This is a genomic window from uncultured Ruminococcus sp., assembly GCA_902785355.1.
Lineage (GTDB): Bacteria > Bacillota > Clostridia > Oscillospirales > Acutalibacteraceae > Ruminococcoides.
Window position 1 is genome coordinate 33,421 of record CACZYF010000015.1, and the last position, 16,251, is coordinate 49,671.

Sequence of the window (16,251 nt, forward strand, 5' to 3'; positions counted from 1 at the left end):
TGAACAGAGAAAGCCCCCTTACGGGAGCTTTCGGATGAGTAGATCTATAAGCCGGGTTCTGTATTGGGCAGTCATCTATCTTGGCCGTGCGTTGCCGCGACGGCTCGGTGCCACCTCCACGGGACAGCCGAGCAGGCCGTATGTCCCTCCGCGGTGTTGCTTCGGATAGGGTTTACACAGCAGTGAGGTCTCCCCCACTCCGGTGAGCTCTTACCTCGCCTTTCCACCCTTACGTCGTCACGGTCTGTGCTCGGTTAAGGAGCATTACGCGACGATTCGCGGTAATTTTCTGTTGCACTTTCCCTGGGGTCGCCCCCGGCGGCCGTTAGCCGTTATCCTCGCTCTGTGAAGCCCGGACTTTCCTCGGACAGGGGCTTTCGCCCGTTGACCGCGACTGCCTGACCTACTCATAACCTTATTATATATAGGAACTCACGCTTTGTCAAATGTCGCCGTTACATACGCGAGCAGCGCGGCCTTTTCGTTAGGAAGCTCGCCGGCGATCACCTGATCGAGCGCCGACTCCAGCATCTCGCCGATCTGCTTCCCCGAACGATAGCCGAGGTGGAGCAGGTCAGCCCCGCTGATACCGAGCATCCTCAGCGAATAACACTCGCCCGATTCCAGTATGCGCAGAAGCTCGGTATAGACTGCGCCGAGCTTTCGCAGCTTCTCGTCCCTCATATAGGACGACTGCGCCATGATATCCGCGCGCTGTATCTTATACAGCCGCTTCATATGCTCCGGACCGAGCTGTTTTAAAAACTGCTTGAGCTGTACCGTATCCGGCTCAAAACGAACATCATGATAACGAATCAGCGTACAGACCTCGTCGATAAAATGATTCGGCAGGCATAATCGGCGCAGGATCTCCCGGGTCATCGCGGCGCCGATCTGCGGATGGTTGCGATAGTGATACTCACCCTTCTTATCCACCGTCTGCGCCAGCGGCTTTCCGATATCGTGAAAGAGCATCGTCATCCTCAGGAGCGGATCGGGCTCGATATTCCGCACCGAAGCGACAATATGACGATACACATCGCGGTTATGGTGCTTGTTGTGCTGGTCGAAGTCGAAGGTGCCCATCAGCTCGGGGATCACCACCGCGATCACCGAACGGTAACGCCGCAGGATGAAGTCGACCTTCTCTCCGCACAGAAGCTTCAGCAGCTCGTCGCGCACACGCTCGGCGGAGATATCGGCGAGAAGCCTCCGCTGTTTGAGGATCGCCTCCGCCGTCCGCTGCTCGATGCTGTAGCCGAGCATCGCCGCAAATCGCAGCGCGCGCAGGATCCGCAGCGCGTCCTCACAGAAGCGCTGCTCCGGCTCGCCGACGCATCGGATCACACCGAAGCCCATATCCGACCTGCCGCCGTACAGATCGACCAGCCCGTCGCGCTCATTATACGCCATCGCGTTGATCGAAAAGTCCCGCCGCGCAAGATCATCACAAAGGCTGCTCGAAAAGCTCACCTCGTCGGGGTGGCGCGTATCGCTGTAGCCGCCGTCGACCCGGTAGGTCGTGATCTCATGCGGCGCGTCGTCGAGGATCACCGCGATCGTACCGTACTGCTTACCGACCGTAACGGTCGGGTGATCCGCGAACACCCGCTCGATTTCGTCGGGCAGCGCCGAGGTGGTGAAGTCCCAGTCGTTCGGCTCAACGCCCCTGAGGCTGTCGCGCACGCATCCCCCGACCGCGTAACACTCATAACCCGCGTTCTGCAATTTTTCAATAATATATTTGGCATTATCCGGTAAATTGATTCTCATAATCCACCAAAATCGTATTTTTTTCCAGTATAGCATTAAATCATACAGGTTACAATAGAATTGAACAGAAATAATCAAACATTTCCAATCAAGATTACTTCCGATTTCTCAGCGCCTGCAGCCGAATTGCCGAAAACCTTCCTCTTGTATCGACACGCACCGCTCACATACTACCCTCGGAGCGTCTGCTCCAAGGAGGGAGGAAAAATATGCATCGAAAGATCCTATCCGTTCTGGTTGCTTTTCTGCTGCTGTTCCCGGTCTGTACGGTATCGGCGGCAGACAAGCCGAAGAAGGTCATCCTCGGCGGAATCCCCTTCGGGCTGACAATGTACACGGGCGGCGTGATGGTCGTCAACATCGACGAAAGCTACGATTCCCCCGCGAAGCAGTCGGGGCTGAAGGAGAACGACGTCATCACCCATGCCGACGGCACCGAGATCACCTCGAACGAACAGCTGCGATCGCTGATCGAAACGTCAGAGGGGTCGGATATCGAATTATCCGTCTTGCGCGATAAGAGCCCGATATCCCTCAGCGTGACCCCCAAGCGTGACGAACGAGGCGATTACACGGCGGGCATGTGGGTACGCGACTCCACCGCGGGACTGGGTACCGTCACCTATTTTGACGAAGAGACCCACACCTTCGGCGCCTTGGGTCACGGTATATGCGACCGTGACACCGGAATGCTGCTGCCGCTGGGCAGCGGAAAAATCGTCAAGGCGCAGATCACCTCGATCAGTAAAGCAAAGAAAGGCGTTGCAGGCGGCTTGAACGGCTATATGAGCGACGAGATCATCGGCGATATGACCGTCAACAGCGACTTCGGCGTATATGGCAGCTATACCGCCGTGCCGAAGGGCAGGGCGCTGGAATGTGCCGACAACAGCGATATCCACACGGGTGAAGCGGTCATCTACTCGACGATCGGCGATACCGAACCGCAGGAATACACCGTGAACATCGAGAGCCTGAATCTGAACGCTAACAGCGGTCAGAACATGGTCATCCGCGTCACGGATAAAAAACTGCTGAATACGACAGGCGGCATCGTACAGGGCATGAGCGGCTCGCCCATCGTACAGGACGGCAAGCTGATCGGCGCGGTCACCCATGTCTTTGTCAATACGCCCGAGAAGGGCTACGGCATCAGTATCGGCAATATGCTCGGCTGTACGGCGTAGTTTAGCTTAAAGCTTAAAGGTCAAAGCTTAATTCTCAAAGCTCAAAGGCCAAAGCCGATGAAGGCTGTCGGGAAAAGCGACGCGCCGGACATTGCATCCGCATTTTTTCGTCCTAAATCACAATCCGCAAAATCTGTCGAATGATTCTTTTGAAAATTTTTTAGTTTCCTCTTGCCAAATTTACCAATTTATGGTAAGCTTATTTCACAAAACGAAACAGGAGATGTAAAAATGACAGAAAGAATCAAGCTCTTGATGACCCAAGATAATGCTGAGAATATGACCGACGCCAAAAACACCCTCGAACAACACGGTATCGCCGTCAGCTTCTGTATGAAGGACGGAGAGGAGGTCATCAGCCGGATCGCCTCCGATCAGCCCGACGTGGTCATCATGGATCTGTTCATGACCCATATCGACAGCATCGGCGTGATGCGCGCCGTTCACAGGCAAAAGCCCGAGAAGCTTCCGCTCTTCGTGGTGTACTCCGGCTTTGACAGCCCGGTGCTTGAGCGCGAGGTCATGAGCGCGGGCGCGACGTATTTCGTGCTAAAGCCGTTCAATCTGGGCGATCTCGCCGAGAATATCATTCGCCTGAACAAGCGCCGAAAGGCACGCGCCAAGGGCGGGATCCGAGCGGCCGGCTTTGACGGCGGCAGCCTCGAGATGAAGGTGACGGAGATTCTGCACCAGATAGGAGTCCCCGCTCATATCAAGGGCTACCATTATCTGCGCGACTCCATCATCCTCTCCATCGAGAAGCCCGATATCATCAACGCCGTGACCAAGCAGCTCTACCCCACCGTCGCGAAGAAGTACGACACTACCTCCTCCCGCGTAGAGCGTGCGATCCGTCACGCGATCGAGGTCGCGTGGGATCGCGGCGACGTCGAGGTGCTCAACTCCTACTTCGGCTATACCATCCAGGGCAGCCGCGGCAAGCCCACCAACAGCGAGTTCATCGCCATGATCTCGGATAAGCTGAGATTACAGATGAAAAACGCGGGATAAGCTGCCCGTGATCTATCCACTCTTCATTATACTAATCCTTAATAAAAACCTTTATCATCTATTGCGCTATATTTCGTATAGCTTTGTTGGGCTCCTTGACAGGCGCCAGCCTGTCTGCGTCTCCTCCGAAATATATCACTAATATCTGATTAAATCTTTTTATCAAGGATTAGTATTAATCCACAAAACCACTCGTTTTATGCAACGGGTGGTTTTGTTACGGATGAGAAATTATCGTTATCGTCTTTTCAACATACTTTTTCTATGTTATAATAGAACATGACGAAGGTAGTGTTCGTTTGCTCGGACATTCATTGCTTTCACGATCAAATATTTCAGAAAAAAGGAGAATGAGAAAGAATGAAAATCAAACAATTAACTGCGGGGCTCCTTGCGATCATCCTGGTATGCTCTGCTTTATTCATGAGCGGCTGCAGCACAACAAAACCGACGCAGGCTACCGAAACCACTGCTGAAGCCACTGCCGAAACCACCGCCGAAACCACCGCCGAAACCGCCGCCGAAACCACTGCCGAAAGCTCATCTGTACTGTTCACGACGCCCCGCGAGCGTATCGGGGAGGACGCGGAGGATTCTCCCGAATGGGTAACAAAACTCGACGCGGCAAAGGATGCGAAGCAGCTCTTTGTGGTCGCGGGCTATGAGCGCTCGACCGCTTGGATCTCCATGCACGAAAAGGACGAAAACGGCAACTGGAAAATGATTATGACTACGCCCGGCTTTATCGGTAAAGAAGGTCTGGGCAAGACCAAGGAGGGCGACGGCAAGACGCCTGTCGGCACCTTCAGCTTTAACAAGGCTTTCGGCATCGCCGATGACCCGGGCTGTGCGATCCCCTACACCAAGGCGGATGAAGATACCTATTGGTCGGGCGACAATGACGTCATGTACAATCAGATGGTCAGCATCAAGGATTATCCCGACCTCGACACCGAGAGCAGCGAGCATATCGTGGATTATCGGTATGAATACCGCTACTGCCTGAACATCAGCTATAATCCCGACGGCACCAAACACGCGGGCTCGGCAATCTTCCTACACTGCTTTGGCAACAGAAAGCCCCGCACCGGCGGCTGCGTCGCGATTCCCGAGGAACAGATGTATTATGTGATGCGTCACGTTGACCCTGCATGCGTCGTGGTGATCGATTCTATGGAGAACCTCGGAGCGGAGTTTTGATCGCTCAAAACAACTGAATAGACCGTTAGAAAAGGGACTGTGGGAAAACACTGTCATTGCCGGAAGTGATGACAAAGGAGGTGTTATTTCACAGTCCTTTTGTTATTGACATAGCAGAGAGCAAAATGGTATAATAACCTTATAAATCCGGTTATTATACAAATTTATATGCCCGCCCGGTTTGTCGCTTCGCGACAACGGGTGATGGCTGATTATACCATATAAACATAAAGGCGGTGAAGAGATGGCATTCGATACCTTTGATGAAGGCATCAGCTTAGGCGGTATGCGCTCCAAGACGGAGATCCGTACCCTGATATGCTATATGTACAAGAGCGTCGGCTCCCCCATGAGCAAGGACGCCGTGATCAACGCGCTGATGGAGAAGGGGCTCGCGAACTACTTTGAGACCAGCGCATGCTTTGAGGATCTGGTCAGCAAGGGTAACATCGAACTGACCGACGCCGAAAAGGGCTTGTACTACAATACCGAAAACGGCGATATGATCGCAACCCAGCTCGAGGATACCCTCGCCCCCACCGTGCGCGAGCGCGCGACCGAATGTGCCCTGAGCCTCTTGAAGCGCGAGCAGATCGAGAGCAGCAACAAGGTCACGATCGAGAAAACCGAGAACGGCTGTAACTTGACCTGCCGTATCTCGGGCGGCGATATGGACCTGCTCAGCTTTACCGTATATGTACCGGATGTCGCCCAGGCGCGTCAGATCCGCAAGAACTTCTATAAGAATCCCGACATGTTCTACGACGTGATGATCGCCATGCTCACCCGCAACAAGCGCGAGGTCAGAGATATCTTAAACGAGCTCGGCTCCGTTATCTAAGCCCAACGGCTCCCTTCTCCGGGGAGCCGTTTATAACGCCGTCAACAGCACCAGCAGCGCGACGCCCGGGACGCCGCCGATCATCGAGGTCAAAAGCGTCAGCCGCGTAACGGGGATATATACCCCGATCAGATTTGACAGGCAGTTGACCGCGCACAGTACCGCGATTCCCAATACCATCGACAGAAAAGCCCTCTTGAAGGGCTTTTTACTTTTTGCCGCGTAATGGATGAAAGAAAACAACAGGAAGGTACACCCGACCGCTAAAAACACATACAGCATACTTTTCTCCAAAACAAAAAGACTACCGGATCACTCCGATAGTCTATTCTATGTTGTACGTTATGAAATTATTATGCCTCGTCGGCAGTAGCGGTCACAGCCGCGGAGTCGGGAGTCGCGGTAGCAGCGGTATTGGCATTACCCTTAACAGCGTAAGCGATGATGTTCAGCGCCAGAACGACGACGACAAAGACGATCGCGAACCACTTGGTCGCGCGGGAGAGGAACGCGTCATAAGAGCGCGCCTTGTTCTTAGAGAAGAAGGTGTCCGCACCGCCGGAAACAACGCCGATGCCCTGCTGGTTACCTTCCTGCAGAATAATAACAACAACCAGTACAATAGAAGCGATCAGCAGAAGTGCTCCTAAGATAATTTCAACAGCAGACATAATTTATCTTCCTTTCAATGCGATTATACTCAAATGCAAAGATAATTGTATCATACAAACAATCAGATTGCAAGTATTTTTTTATAAACCCGCAAAATTTGTTAAATCCTCCCGCTGACTTATAATATCGACAGCTGTTGGGCTTCATCATCGGATGACGGCAGAGCGCCCGCGGCGGGCAGCGTGCGCGTACGGTAGCGCGAAGGCTTGCTGAACCTGCCCTCCTCGTAGGGTGCGATACTCATGACGCGATGACCCTTCCTGAGCTTCATGACCGCTACGCCCTGGGTGTTCTTGGTGGTCTTGGGCGCGATCGAACCGCTGTGGAAGAGCAGCATACGACCCGCGGAGGACGTCAGGAGGAACTCTCGATCCTCCTTGCAGTAGTCGATACCGGCGAGCGGCGATTTATCCGAGTAAGCGTTGATCAGCTTCTTGCGGTTGGTCTTGGTCTCGTAAGCGTTCAGCGGCACCTTCGCGACCTTGCCGTTCTCGAATGCAAAGAGCAGATAGCCGCTATAGTCCTTGGTCTTGAGGACGAATACCGCCTTCTCCCCTTCATCCATGCCGAGACGCGCGGGGATATACTCGCCGAAGGCGCTCGCCTTGGTATCGGCGATCTCGCTGACCTTGGTCTTGTAGACCTGACAGCGATCGGTGAAGAACAGCAGATCGGTGTTGTTGGTGGTCTCGGTGGTATAGACGATCTCGTCGTTCTCCTTGAGCTTCTGCTCACCGCTCATACGCAGGCTCTGGGGCGTGATCTTCTTGAAGTAGCCTTCCTTCGTAAAGAACAGGTGAACAGCGTAATCGGGGATCTCCTCCTCGACGTTGACGTCGTCGGGCAGCTCGTCGGCACGCAGCAGCGGACACAGCCTGTCCTTGCCGTACTTATCGGCGACCTCCTTGAGCTCCTTGACGATGATGGTCTTGACGCGCGCCTTGGAGTTGAGGATCGCCTCGAGCTCGGCGATATCCTTGATCAGCTGTTCGATCTCAGCGGTACGCTTGAGGATATATTCGCGGTTGAGATGACGCAGGCGTATCTCGGCGACATATTCCGCCTGGATCTTGTCGATGCCGAAGCCGATCATCAGGTTCGGTACGACCTCCGCCTCCTCCTCGGTCTCGCGGACGATCCTGATCGCCTTGTCGATATCCAAGAGAATCAGCTTCAAGCCTTCGAGCAGATGGAGCTTATCCTGCTTTTTCTTTAAGTCAAAATAGGTTCTGCGGCGGATGCACTCGACGCGGAACGCGATCCACTCGTTGAGGATTTCCTTGACGCCTAAGGTCATCGGTACGCCGCCGATCAGGATGTTGAAGTTACAGGAGAAGCCGTCCTCCAGCGTGGTGAGCTTAAAGAGCTTCTGCATCAGCTTATCGGGATCGGTACCGCGCTTTAGGTCGATGGTGATCTTCATACCGTCGAGACCGGTCTCATCGCGGATATCGGAGACCTCCTTGACCTTGCCGTTCTTGACGAGGTCGATAACCTTCTCGATGATGACCTCGGTGGTGGTAGTCGGCGGGATGTGGGTGATGTCGATGCAGTTCTGCTTTTTGTCGTACTCGTAGATGGAGCGGACCCTGATCGAGCCTCTGCCGGTACGGTACACCTCACGGATGGTCTCTTCGTTATAGATAATCTGCGCGCCGCCGGAGAAATCGGGAGCGGGCAGCGTGGTGATGATATCATGATCCTTGTCGCGGATCAGCGCGGCGGTCGTCTCGCAGATCTCGCGCAGGTTGAAGGAACAGATATTAGACGCCATACCGACCGCGATACCCGTATTGGCGTTGACCAGCACCGAAGGATAGGACGCGGGCAGAAGGGTCGGCTCCTTCATCGTATTATCGTAGTTGTCGACGAAATCGACGGTGTCCTTGTCGATATCCTTGAACAGCTCGTTACAGATCGGGTCGAGCTTCGCCTCGGTATAGCGGGAAGCCGCCCACGCCATATCGCGGGAGTAGAACTTACCGAAGTTGCCCTTGCTGTCGACGTACGGATGCAGCAGCGCCTCATAGCCGCGGCTGAGTCGCACCATCGTATCATAGATCGCGCTGTCGCCGTGGGGGTTGAGCTTCATCGTCGCGCCGACGATATTCGCGGACTTGGTACGGGCGCCCGTGAGCAAGCCCATCTTATACATGGTATACAGCAGCTTGCGGTGCGAGGGCTTGAAGCCGTCGATCTCGGGGATCGCGCGCGACATGATGACACTCATCGCATAGGGCATGAAGTTCTCTTCGATCGTCGAAGCGATAGGCTGCTCGACGATATCGCCCGCGCCGGCGATCACGCCGTTGGTGATCGGTTTTATATTAGGTTTTTTCGTTTGTTTTTTCTTAGCCATAGTTTTTCCTTTGATTGAAGAACTCTTTTACAACGATTCACGATACAAAAACCGTGTTACCGTCATCACGAAACGTCCAGGTTATCCGTGTAATTCGCGCCGAACTCGACGATATAATCCTTTCTGCCCTGCAAATTATCGCCTAAGAGGACGTCGAAGATATGCGCCGTGCGCTCTGCGTCGTCGGGCATGACCTTGATCAGGCGGCGGGTCTCGGGGTTCATGGTAGTCAGGCTCATCATATCGGGCTCGTTTTCGCCCAGACCCTTCGAGCGCTGGATCGTGAACTTTGCATTACCGATCTCACTGATATACTTCTCCTTCTCCGCCTCGGTATAGGCGAAGTAGACCTTATCCTTCGCGGTGATCTCATACAGCGGGGACTCGGCGATGAACACCTTTCCCGCCTTGATCAGATCGGGCGTCAGGCGGTAGATCATCGTCAGGAGCATCGTGCGGATATGGAAGCCGTCGACGTCGGCGTCGGTACAGATGATGACCTTGTTCCAGCGCAGGTTATCGAGATTGAAGGCGTTGATATCCTTCTTCTTCGACTTGGTCTTGCCGGTATCGACCTGCACGCCGCAGCCGAGGATCTTGATCAGATCGGTGATGATCTCGCTCTTGAAGATGCGGTCGTAATCGACCTTGAGGCAGTTGAGGATCTTGCCGCGAATCGGCATGACCGCCTGAAAGTCGGGGTTACGCGCCTGTACGCAGGCGCCCTTCGCCGAATCGCCCTCCACGATGAACAGCTCGCGTTCCTCGACGTCCTTTGAGCGGCAGTCGGTGAACTTCGCGATCTTAGAGGTGATGTCCATATTCGCGGTCAGGTTCTTCTTGATCGTCTGGCGCGTTTTCTCGGCGTTTTCACGGGAGCGCTTGTTGATCAGCACCTGATTGGCGATCTTGTCCGCTTCGAGCGGATTCTCAATAAAGTAGACCTCCAGCTGCTTTCTCAGGAAATCGTTCATTGCGTCCTGGATGCCCTTGTTGGTGATGGCGAGCTTCGTCTGGTTCGCGTAAGAGGTAACGGACGAGAACGAGGATATGACGATGACCAGACAATCGGAAACGTCCTCGAACTTGATCTTGCTCTCGTTCTTGTTATACATGTTCTTGCTCTTTAAGTAGCTGTCGATCTGGTAGACAAAGGCGTTGCGAACCGCCTTATCCGGCGCGCCGCCGTGCTCGAGCCACGAGGAGTTATGGTAGTATTCGGTCACGTTGACCTTGTTGGAGAAGGCAAGCGCGACGTTCATCTTGCACTTGTACTCGTCCTTGTCATCGCGGTCGCGGCACATGCGCTCGCCGCTCCAGCTCTGGACAGTCGTGAAGCCGTCCTCGCCGATCAGCTCCTGTACATGGTCGCTGATACCGTTCTCGTAGTAGAACTCCTGTACGTCGAAGGAACGACCCGCCTGCTGACGGAAGATGAACTTCACGCCGGGGTTGACGATCGCCTGGCGGCGGATCATTTCGGTGAAGAACTCCGGCTGCATGTTGATGTCGGTAAAGACCTCGAGATCGGGCTTCCAGCGGATCTTGGAGCCGGTATCTCTGCCGTTGTAATCGGTGGATTGCAGTCCGCCGACGTTCTCACCCTTCTCAAAATGCAGGGTATATTTCTTATGATCGCGGCGTATCTCGGCGTCCATATACTCGGACGCGCACTGGGTCGCCGCCAAACCCAGACCGTTCAAGCCCAGCGAGAACTCATAGTTCTCGGCGTTCGCGTTGTTGTACTTACCGCCGGCATACATCTCACAGAACAGCAGATGCCAGTTGTAGTCCTCCTCCGCCTTGTTATAATCGACGGGGATGCCGCGTCCGTGGTCCTCGATCTCGACCGAGCCGTCGTTGTAAACGGTCAGTACGATCTCCTTACCGTAGCCCTCGCGCGCCTCGTCGATAGAGTTAGAGAGGATCTCGAAAACACTGTGCTGACAGCCCTCGATACCGTCGGAGCCGAAGATGACCGCGGGGCGCTTACGCACGCGGTCGGCGCCCTTTAAGGACGAGATACTGTCGTTGCCGTAATCCGGCTTTTTCTTTGCCTTAGCCATAGTTTCACCTTGGTTTCTGTTAGTTAAGAGGCGCTGACAGCGCCGCGGGAGAGCCGAAACTCTCCCCTGCAATTTATTTGATACCTTTCAGCTTCTTGATCTGGTCGCGCAGGAACGCGGCGTGCTCAAATTCGAGCAGCTTCGACGCCGCCTGCATCTCCTTCGTGAGCTGTTTGATCATTTCATTCTTCTGTTCACGCGACATCCTGCCGACGTATTCCATCTCTTCATCGGTATGGGTCGAGATCTCGATGATATCATTGACCTTCTTGATGATGGTCTGCGGGGTAATGCCGTGTTCTTCGTTATATTTCTGCTGGATACCGCGGCGGCGGTTGGTCTCGACGATGGTGTTCTTCATGCTCTCGGTCACGCTGTCGGCATACATGATGACCGTACCGTCGGCGTTGCGCGCGGCTCTGCCGACCGTCTGGATCAGCGAGCGCTCCGATCTGAGGAAGCCCTCCTTATCCGCGTCGAGGATCGCGACTAAGCTGACCTCGGGGATATCCAAGCCCTCGCGCAGAAGGTTGATACCGACGAGCACATCGAACTTACCCAGTCGCAGGTCGCGCACGATCTCCATACGCTTGACGGTATCGATATCGTGGTGCATATAGCGCACCTTGATATCCATGCTCTCGAGGTATTCGGTCAGGTCCTCCGCCATCTTTTTCGTCAGGGTCGTCACCAGTACGCGCTGACCCTTCTCCGTGCGGATATTGATCTCGGAGATCAGGTCGTCGAGCTGACCCTCGGTCGGTCTTACGGAGATCTCCGGATCGAGCAGACCGGTGGGTCGTATGATCTGTTCAGCTACGACCGCGCTTTTCTCCAGCTCCAGAACACCGGGAGTCGCGCTGACAAAGACCGCCTGATTCAACCGTTCATAAAACTCGTCAAAATTAAGCGGGCGGTTATCATACGCGGACGGCAGGCGGAATCCATAGTCGATCAGGCTCTTCTTGCGGGCGTGATCGCCGCCGTACATACCGCGCACCTGCGGCAGCGTGACGTGGCTCTCGTCAACAAAGAGCAGAAAGTCCTTCGGGAAGTAGTCGAGCAGGGTAAACGGCGCCGAGCCGGGCGCGCGACCCGACAACACGCGGGAGTAGTTCTCGATACCCGGGCACATGCCGATCTCCTGCAGCATTTCGATATCATAGTGGGTACGCTGCTCAATGCGCTGAGCCTCCAGCAGCTTACCATTGTCGCGGAAATATTTCAGCCGTTCCTCGAGCTCCCGCTCCAGCTCCGCGATCGCGCGGCTCATCTTCTCGCCGTCGACGATATAGTGCGAGGCGGGATAGATCGCGGCATGGCGCAGGTTTGCGATCAGCTCGCCGGTCAGCGGATTGATCTCGGTGATACGGTCGATCTCATCGCCGAAAAATTCCACACGGATCACTCGGTCGGAGGACGACGCGGGAAAGATCTCCACAATATCGCCGCGCACGCGGAACTTATCGCGCACGAAATTGATATCGTTGCGCTCATACTGCAGCTCGATCAGCTTACGGATCAGGTCGTCACGGCTTTTCTCCATTCCGGGTCGCAGGGAGATCACCATGTTGCGGTAATCGATCGGATCGCCCAGTGAATAGATACAGGACACCGAGGCGACGATGATCACGTCGCGGCGCTCCGACAGCGCGAGAGTTGCGCTGTGGCGCAGCTTATCGATCTCATCATTGATCGCGGAATCCTTTTCGATATAGGTATCGCTCTGAGGAATGTATGCCTCAGGCTGGTAGTAATCATAGTAAGATACAAAGTACTCCACCGCATTCTCGGGGAAAAACTCCTTGAACTCGGAGCAGAGCTGCGCGGCGAGAGTTTTATTATGCGCTAAAATCAGGGTCGGACGGTTCACCTGCGCGATGATATTCGCCATAGTGAAGGTCTTGCCCGAGCCCGTAACGCCCAGCAGGGTCTGTTCCCTATTCCCCGCGTTGATACTGTCGACCAGCTTTTGTATCGCGGCGGGCTGATCGCCCGTGGGCCGGTATTCCGATACAAGCTTAAAGCTATCCAAGCCTCATCATCCTTTTCGTTTTACATCAAACAAGCCCGACTCCGCCATCGACACGCAGTCGTGATCGGCGACGATAAAGTGGTCGAGCAGATTCACCTTTACAAGCGCCAGCGCATCCATCAGCTCAAAGGTCAGACGGACATCCTGCTGCGAGGGCAGAGCGCAGCCGCTGGGATGACTGTGGGCGAGGATACAGGAGGTAGCGCCGTAGTTCAGCGCCAGAGTTACGATCTCGCGGATCGAGATACTCACCGAGTTAAAATCACCGTGAGCGATCATCCCGCTGTACAGCTCCTTACCCTTCTGATCCATGAGCAGCAGAAACACATGCTCCTCTTCCTCCATACCGATAAAGCGATCAATAATAAGGCGAGGGATCGAATCCTGCTTGATCACCTTGGCGGGGTTATGATGCTTATCGACGAGGTAAAGCCGCGTTACATTGGGGAACAGCTTCAAATACAGCGCCTGGTGCTCCGTCAGCCCGGCGCGCTTGAGCATATCCATACTCGCGTCAAGTACCGCCGACAGCGAACCGAAGCGAGCGATCAAGTTCTTTGCGATATCATTCGTATTGCGCTGAGGGATCGCGTAATAGAGGAGGATCTCCAGCACCTCATGCGGCGCAAACATATCGATCCCCTGCTCGAGCAGTTTTTTCTTCATGCGGGCACGGTGACCGCTGTGGTCAGCTTTTTGCATCACAACACCTCCTCGATGAACTCCGGACGCATACAAAACAGTAAAACACCCCTAACACGTGCTATATAGCATCGTCAGCGTTCTCTATACTGTTATAAGGCATACAATACCGTTATAAACCCTATATGTAGCCATTTTAAATAGATTTTAACACAATTTATAGTAGATTGCAATATTTATCAAATGATTGTAACCGTAGAAACGCCTTTTTCAAGCCAGTTTTGAACCGTATATTTCCGAATAAGAAAAAAGTGCCGTTCTTTGTGAACAGCACCTGCTTCACAGCTTTTGCGTGAACTTTTATACTAATCCTTGATAAAAAGATTTAATCAGATATTAGTGATATATTTCGGATAGCGCGACGGGAGACGCAGACAGGCTGGCGCCTGTCACTTCCCGAGTACAGCGAACGACGACGACAACAAAGCTATACGAAATATAGCGCAATAGATGATAAAGGTTTTTATTTAGGATTAGGATTAGTATCAGCAATAGAAACGCCCTTAATGTAAAACTTCTTTGATGCAGCTTGAGCAGCGTCAGAACCATCGGACAATCTGCAATAAATATGCTCCATATATACTTCGTCAGTACCCGAACGACCGGCATCAACGGTAGTCATTGACTCTCCGCTCTTTGCGCCGTAGTTGCTGGAGTTAGCTGCAATAACGGTCCAGAACTTGATGTCGTTAGTAATAGTACCAGCAGGATCATCATAGGCGATGGACGCAGGAGTTGCATTGAAGGTTGCATTGTTGTCTGCGTTGTTCAGTTTAGCACTGTGAGACCATTCACCGTCTGTATCGGTTTTTACAACCAGACCGGCAGCAGCGGTGGTCTTCATGGAGATACCGTGTGCTTCGGCATCAGGGTTAGCAGCGAACCATGCGAATGTTGCGGAACCAAGAGCTACGAGAGCTACGAGGAGCATCGCAACGGAAGAGAGTAACGCTCTCTTTCTGAATTTAGTGTTTGTCATGAGAATTCCTCCTTAAATTATTTTTGTCCCAAACACGAGGACAGATTTACTATTTAATCAAGCGTTTCTGCGCTTGTTTAAACCGAAAATGTTTCGGGAGAACGGAGAACAGAGAACGGAGAACGGTGAAGGGAAAATCCTTTGGATTTTTGAATATATATACCGTTTCATCTATTTACCGTTCTTTGAGGTTTTCAGCGTTGCTGTTAACATACGGATCAACGACTTTAATAAAGGCTTTAAATCGTTATACGATTCATCAAAGAATCCGGATTGTTCTAAAATAATAAGCCAAAACTCTGTTTCGTTCGCTTCTTTTGCTGCTATTTGAATTTTGTTAATAAAATCTGCTTTACTGATTGCGTACTCAGCTTCATGGATATTGGCGCCTATACTCGTACCGCTTCTAAGAATCTGTCTTGCCACGACATACTCGCGCTTAACTTCTGTAAGCCATTTATAGTAAGAAATGATCCTCAGCGAAAACTCTATTGAATAGGTTGCCAGTTCACCTTTTATAATCTAAAACCATCAATAATTGAACGAGCGGAGCGAGAAACATGCACCGTTCTCTGTTCTCCGTTATCCGTTCTCCATAAAAAACTATTCAAACGAATTTCCGTTTTCATCGGCTCCGCCGAAGAGCATTTGGATGGTCAGATTTGAATCCTGTACATCGTTGTCACACTCGGGGTCGTTACCCTCTGCCCAGATACGAACCGTGATCTGCTTCGGCTCGAGCTTGTTCAAATGGAAGAGCCGGGAATCGGCGCCGAAGCTCTGACCTACGTCAAAGGTACTCTGGCCGTTGACCGGGGTGCCGCGGTTGAGCTCCCAAATAGCGGCGGAGCCGCTGTCCTCGAACGACGTACGAACCGCCCGGATGATATCCGCCTTGGAGCCGGTCTCGGTAGTGGTACATGCGGTGGTAGCGTTAGAGCCCTCAACCTGTACGGTCTGTCCGGACAGGTGAACATACATATCCGTGGTAGCGATGAACCAGACCTTGAACTCAAGATAGGATGAGGTCTCATTCGCGTTACGGGAGCTGCCGTTCTGACTTACAAAGGTGATACCGTTGCTGGTAGTAACCGGATCAAGTCGCTGATCGGCGATCCTCGTACCGTTCACCGAGGAAAGATACTGGTTGATCATATCGTTGGTCAGCACCTTCTTCCACTGGGAAACGTCGGTACCGCGGTTCTCGATATCAAGGTACAACTCGTGAGTCCGATGACGAAACCGTTGAAGAAAAGTTCTATAACGGACACCTCCAAGACTCGATAAGGTATAATAAATTGCGCAAAAACAAAATGGCATAAAAAGCAGACATAGTTTGCAGAATCTGTTAGAATGAAGTTACGACACAAAACATTCTGAAAGGAGACAGCAAACTATGTCCAAGAAAATTGTACAACTAAATGAA

At 53.0% G+C, this 16,251-nt stretch carries 14 protein-coding genes and 1 other RNA gene; 4 read left to right on the top strand and 11 right to left on the bottom strand.

Going from position 1 to position 16,251, the window contains the following annotated elements; genetic code table 11:
• Positions 1-31: 31 nt before the first annotated feature.
• Positions 32-410: RNase P RNA component class A (gene rnpB / locus R2I50_RS05125), an RNA gene on the bottom strand.
• A 22-nt stretch (positions 411-432) separates the two neighbouring features.
• Positions 433-1,773: an HD domain-containing protein gene (locus tag R2I50_RS05130; protein WP_316608084.1), complete on the bottom strand. Its 1,341-nt coding sequence runs from the start codon at positions 1,771-1,773 to the stop codon at positions 433-435.
• Between the two features lie 209 nt (positions 1,774-1,982).
• Here R2I50_RS05130 and spoIVB point away from each other — a divergent pair, with 209 nt between their 5' ends.
• The 4 genes from spoIVB to R2I50_RS05150 all read left to right on the top strand — a co-directional run bounded on the left by spoIVB (position 1,983) and on the right by R2I50_RS05150 (position 6,012).
• A complete protein-coding gene (gene spoIVB / locus R2I50_RS05135; protein ID WP_316608085.1) occupies positions 1,983-2,960 on the top strand; it encodes a SpoIVB peptidase in 978 nt (325 codons plus the stop codon).
• Between the two features lie 231 nt (positions 2,961-3,191).
• Positions 3,192-3,971 (top strand): sporulation transcription factor Spo0A, encoded by a 780-nt coding sequence (spo0A, locus tag R2I50_RS05140; protein ID WP_316608086.1) that lies wholly within the window; start codon positions 3,192-3,194, stop codon positions 3,969-3,971.
• A gap of 360 nt (positions 3,972-4,331) precedes the next feature.
• Positions 4,332-5,171: a L,D-transpeptidase family protein gene (locus R2I50_RS05145; protein WP_316608087.1), complete on the top strand. Its 840-nt coding sequence runs from the start codon at positions 4,332-4,334 to the stop codon at positions 5,169-5,171.
• 244 nt (positions 5,172-5,415) lie between these two features.
• On the top strand, positions 5,416-6,012 hold the full coding sequence (locus R2I50_RS05150) for a DUF4364 family protein (RefSeq protein WP_316608088.1): 597 nt from the start codon (positions 5,416-5,418) through the stop codon (positions 6,010-6,012).
• Between the two features lie 30 nt (positions 6,013-6,042).
• On the opposite strand, the gene R2I50_RS05155 is transcribed toward R2I50_RS05150, so the two are convergent.
• The 9 genes from R2I50_RS05155 to R2I50_RS05195 form a co-directional block, all read right to left on the bottom strand.
• Positions 6,043-6,294, bottom strand: coding sequence for a pro-sigmaK processing inhibitor BofA family protein (locus R2I50_RS05155; RefSeq protein ID WP_316608089.1), 252 nt, complete (start codon positions 6,292-6,294; stop codon positions 6,043-6,045).
• 71 nt (positions 6,295-6,365) lie between these two features.
• The gene (secG, locus tag R2I50_RS05160; protein ID WP_316608090.1) at positions 6,366-6,683 is read right to left on the bottom strand and encodes a preprotein translocase subunit SecG; all 318 of its coding nucleotides are present in this window, start codon (positions 6,681-6,683) and stop codon (positions 6,366-6,368) included.
• 119 nt (positions 6,684-6,802) lie between these two features.
• Positions 6,803-9,043 (bottom strand): DNA topoisomerase (ATP-hydrolyzing) subunit A, encoded by a 2,241-nt coding sequence (locus R2I50_RS05165; protein WP_316608091.1) that lies wholly within the window; start codon positions 9,041-9,043, stop codon positions 6,803-6,805.
• A gap of 65 nt (positions 9,044-9,108) precedes the next feature.
• Positions 9,109-11,109 (bottom strand): toprim domain-containing protein, encoded by a 2,001-nt coding sequence (locus R2I50_RS05170; protein WP_316608092.1) that lies wholly within the window; start codon positions 11,107-11,109, stop codon positions 9,109-9,111.
• Between the two features lie 73 nt (positions 11,110-11,182).
• A complete protein-coding gene (gene uvrB, locus R2I50_RS05175) occupies positions 11,183-13,144 on the bottom strand; it encodes an excinuclease ABC subunit UvrB (RefSeq protein WP_316608093.1) in 1,962 nt (653 codons plus the stop codon).
• A gap of 6 nt (positions 13,145-13,150) precedes the next feature.
• Positions 13,151-13,846 carry a JAB domain-containing protein gene (locus R2I50_RS05180; RefSeq protein WP_316608094.1) on the bottom strand — a complete coding sequence of 232 codons (696 nt, stop codon included), beginning with the start codon at positions 13,844-13,846 and terminating at the stop codon, positions 13,151-13,153.
• Between the two features lie 463 nt (positions 13,847-14,309).
• Positions 14,310-14,825: a hypothetical protein gene (locus tag R2I50_RS05185; protein ID WP_316608095.1), complete on the bottom strand. Its 516-nt coding sequence runs from the start codon at positions 14,823-14,825 to the stop codon at positions 14,310-14,312.
• Between the two features lie 171 nt (positions 14,826-14,996).
• Positions 14,997-15,347, bottom strand: a complete 351-nt coding sequence (locus tag R2I50_RS05190; RefSeq protein ID WP_316608098.1) for a four helix bundle protein — start codon at positions 15,345-15,347, stop codon at positions 14,997-14,999.
• An 81-nt stretch (positions 15,348-15,428) separates the two neighbouring features.
• Complete coding sequence (locus R2I50_RS05195) at positions 15,429-16,046, bottom strand: hypothetical protein (protein WP_316608096.1); 618 nt, start codon at positions 16,044-16,046, stop codon at positions 15,429-15,431.
• Positions 16,047-16,251 lie beyond the last annotated feature (205 nt).

Bases quoted from the DNA above. Each gene is read 5' to 3' on its own strand.
- R2I50_RS05130 (WP_316608084.1), bottom strand. From the start codon at position 1,773: ATGAGAATCAATTTACCGGATAATGCCAAATATATTATTGAAAAATTG.
- spoIVB (WP_316608085.1), top strand. From the start codon at position 1,983: ATGCATCGAAAGATCCTATCCGTTCTGGTTGCTTTTCTGCTGCTGTTC.
- spo0A (WP_316608086.1), top strand. From the start codon at position 3,192: ATGACAGAAAGAATCAAGCTCTTGATGACCCAAGATAATGCTGAGAAT.
- R2I50_RS05145 (WP_316608087.1), top strand. From the start codon at position 4,332: ATGAAAATCAAACAATTAACTGCGGGGCTCCTTGCGATCATCCTGGTA.
- R2I50_RS05150 (WP_316608088.1), top strand. From the start codon at position 5,416: ATGGCATTCGATACCTTTGATGAAGGCATCAGCTTAGGCGGTATGCGC.
- R2I50_RS05155 (WP_316608089.1), bottom strand. From the start codon at position 6,294: ATGCTGTATGTGTTTTTAGCGGTCGGGTGTACCTTCCTGTTGTTTTCT.
- secG (WP_316608090.1), bottom strand. From the start codon at position 6,683: ATGTCTGCTGTTGAAATTATCTTAGGAGCACTTCTGCTGATCGCTTCT.
- R2I50_RS05165 (WP_316608091.1), bottom strand. From the start codon at position 9,043: ATGGCTAAGAAAAAACAAACGAAAAAACCTAATATAAAACCGATCACC.
- R2I50_RS05170 (WP_316608092.1), bottom strand. From the start codon at position 11,109: ATGGCTAAGGCAAAGAAAAAGCCGGATTACGGCAACGACAGTATCTCG.
- R2I50_RS05180 (WP_316608094.1), bottom strand. From the start codon at position 13,846: ATGCAAAAAGCTGACCACAGCGGTCACCGTGCCCGCATGAAGAAAAAA.
- R2I50_RS05185 (WP_316608095.1), bottom strand. From the start codon at position 14,825: ATGACAAACACTAAATTCAGAAAGAGAGCGTTACTCTCTTCCGTTGCG.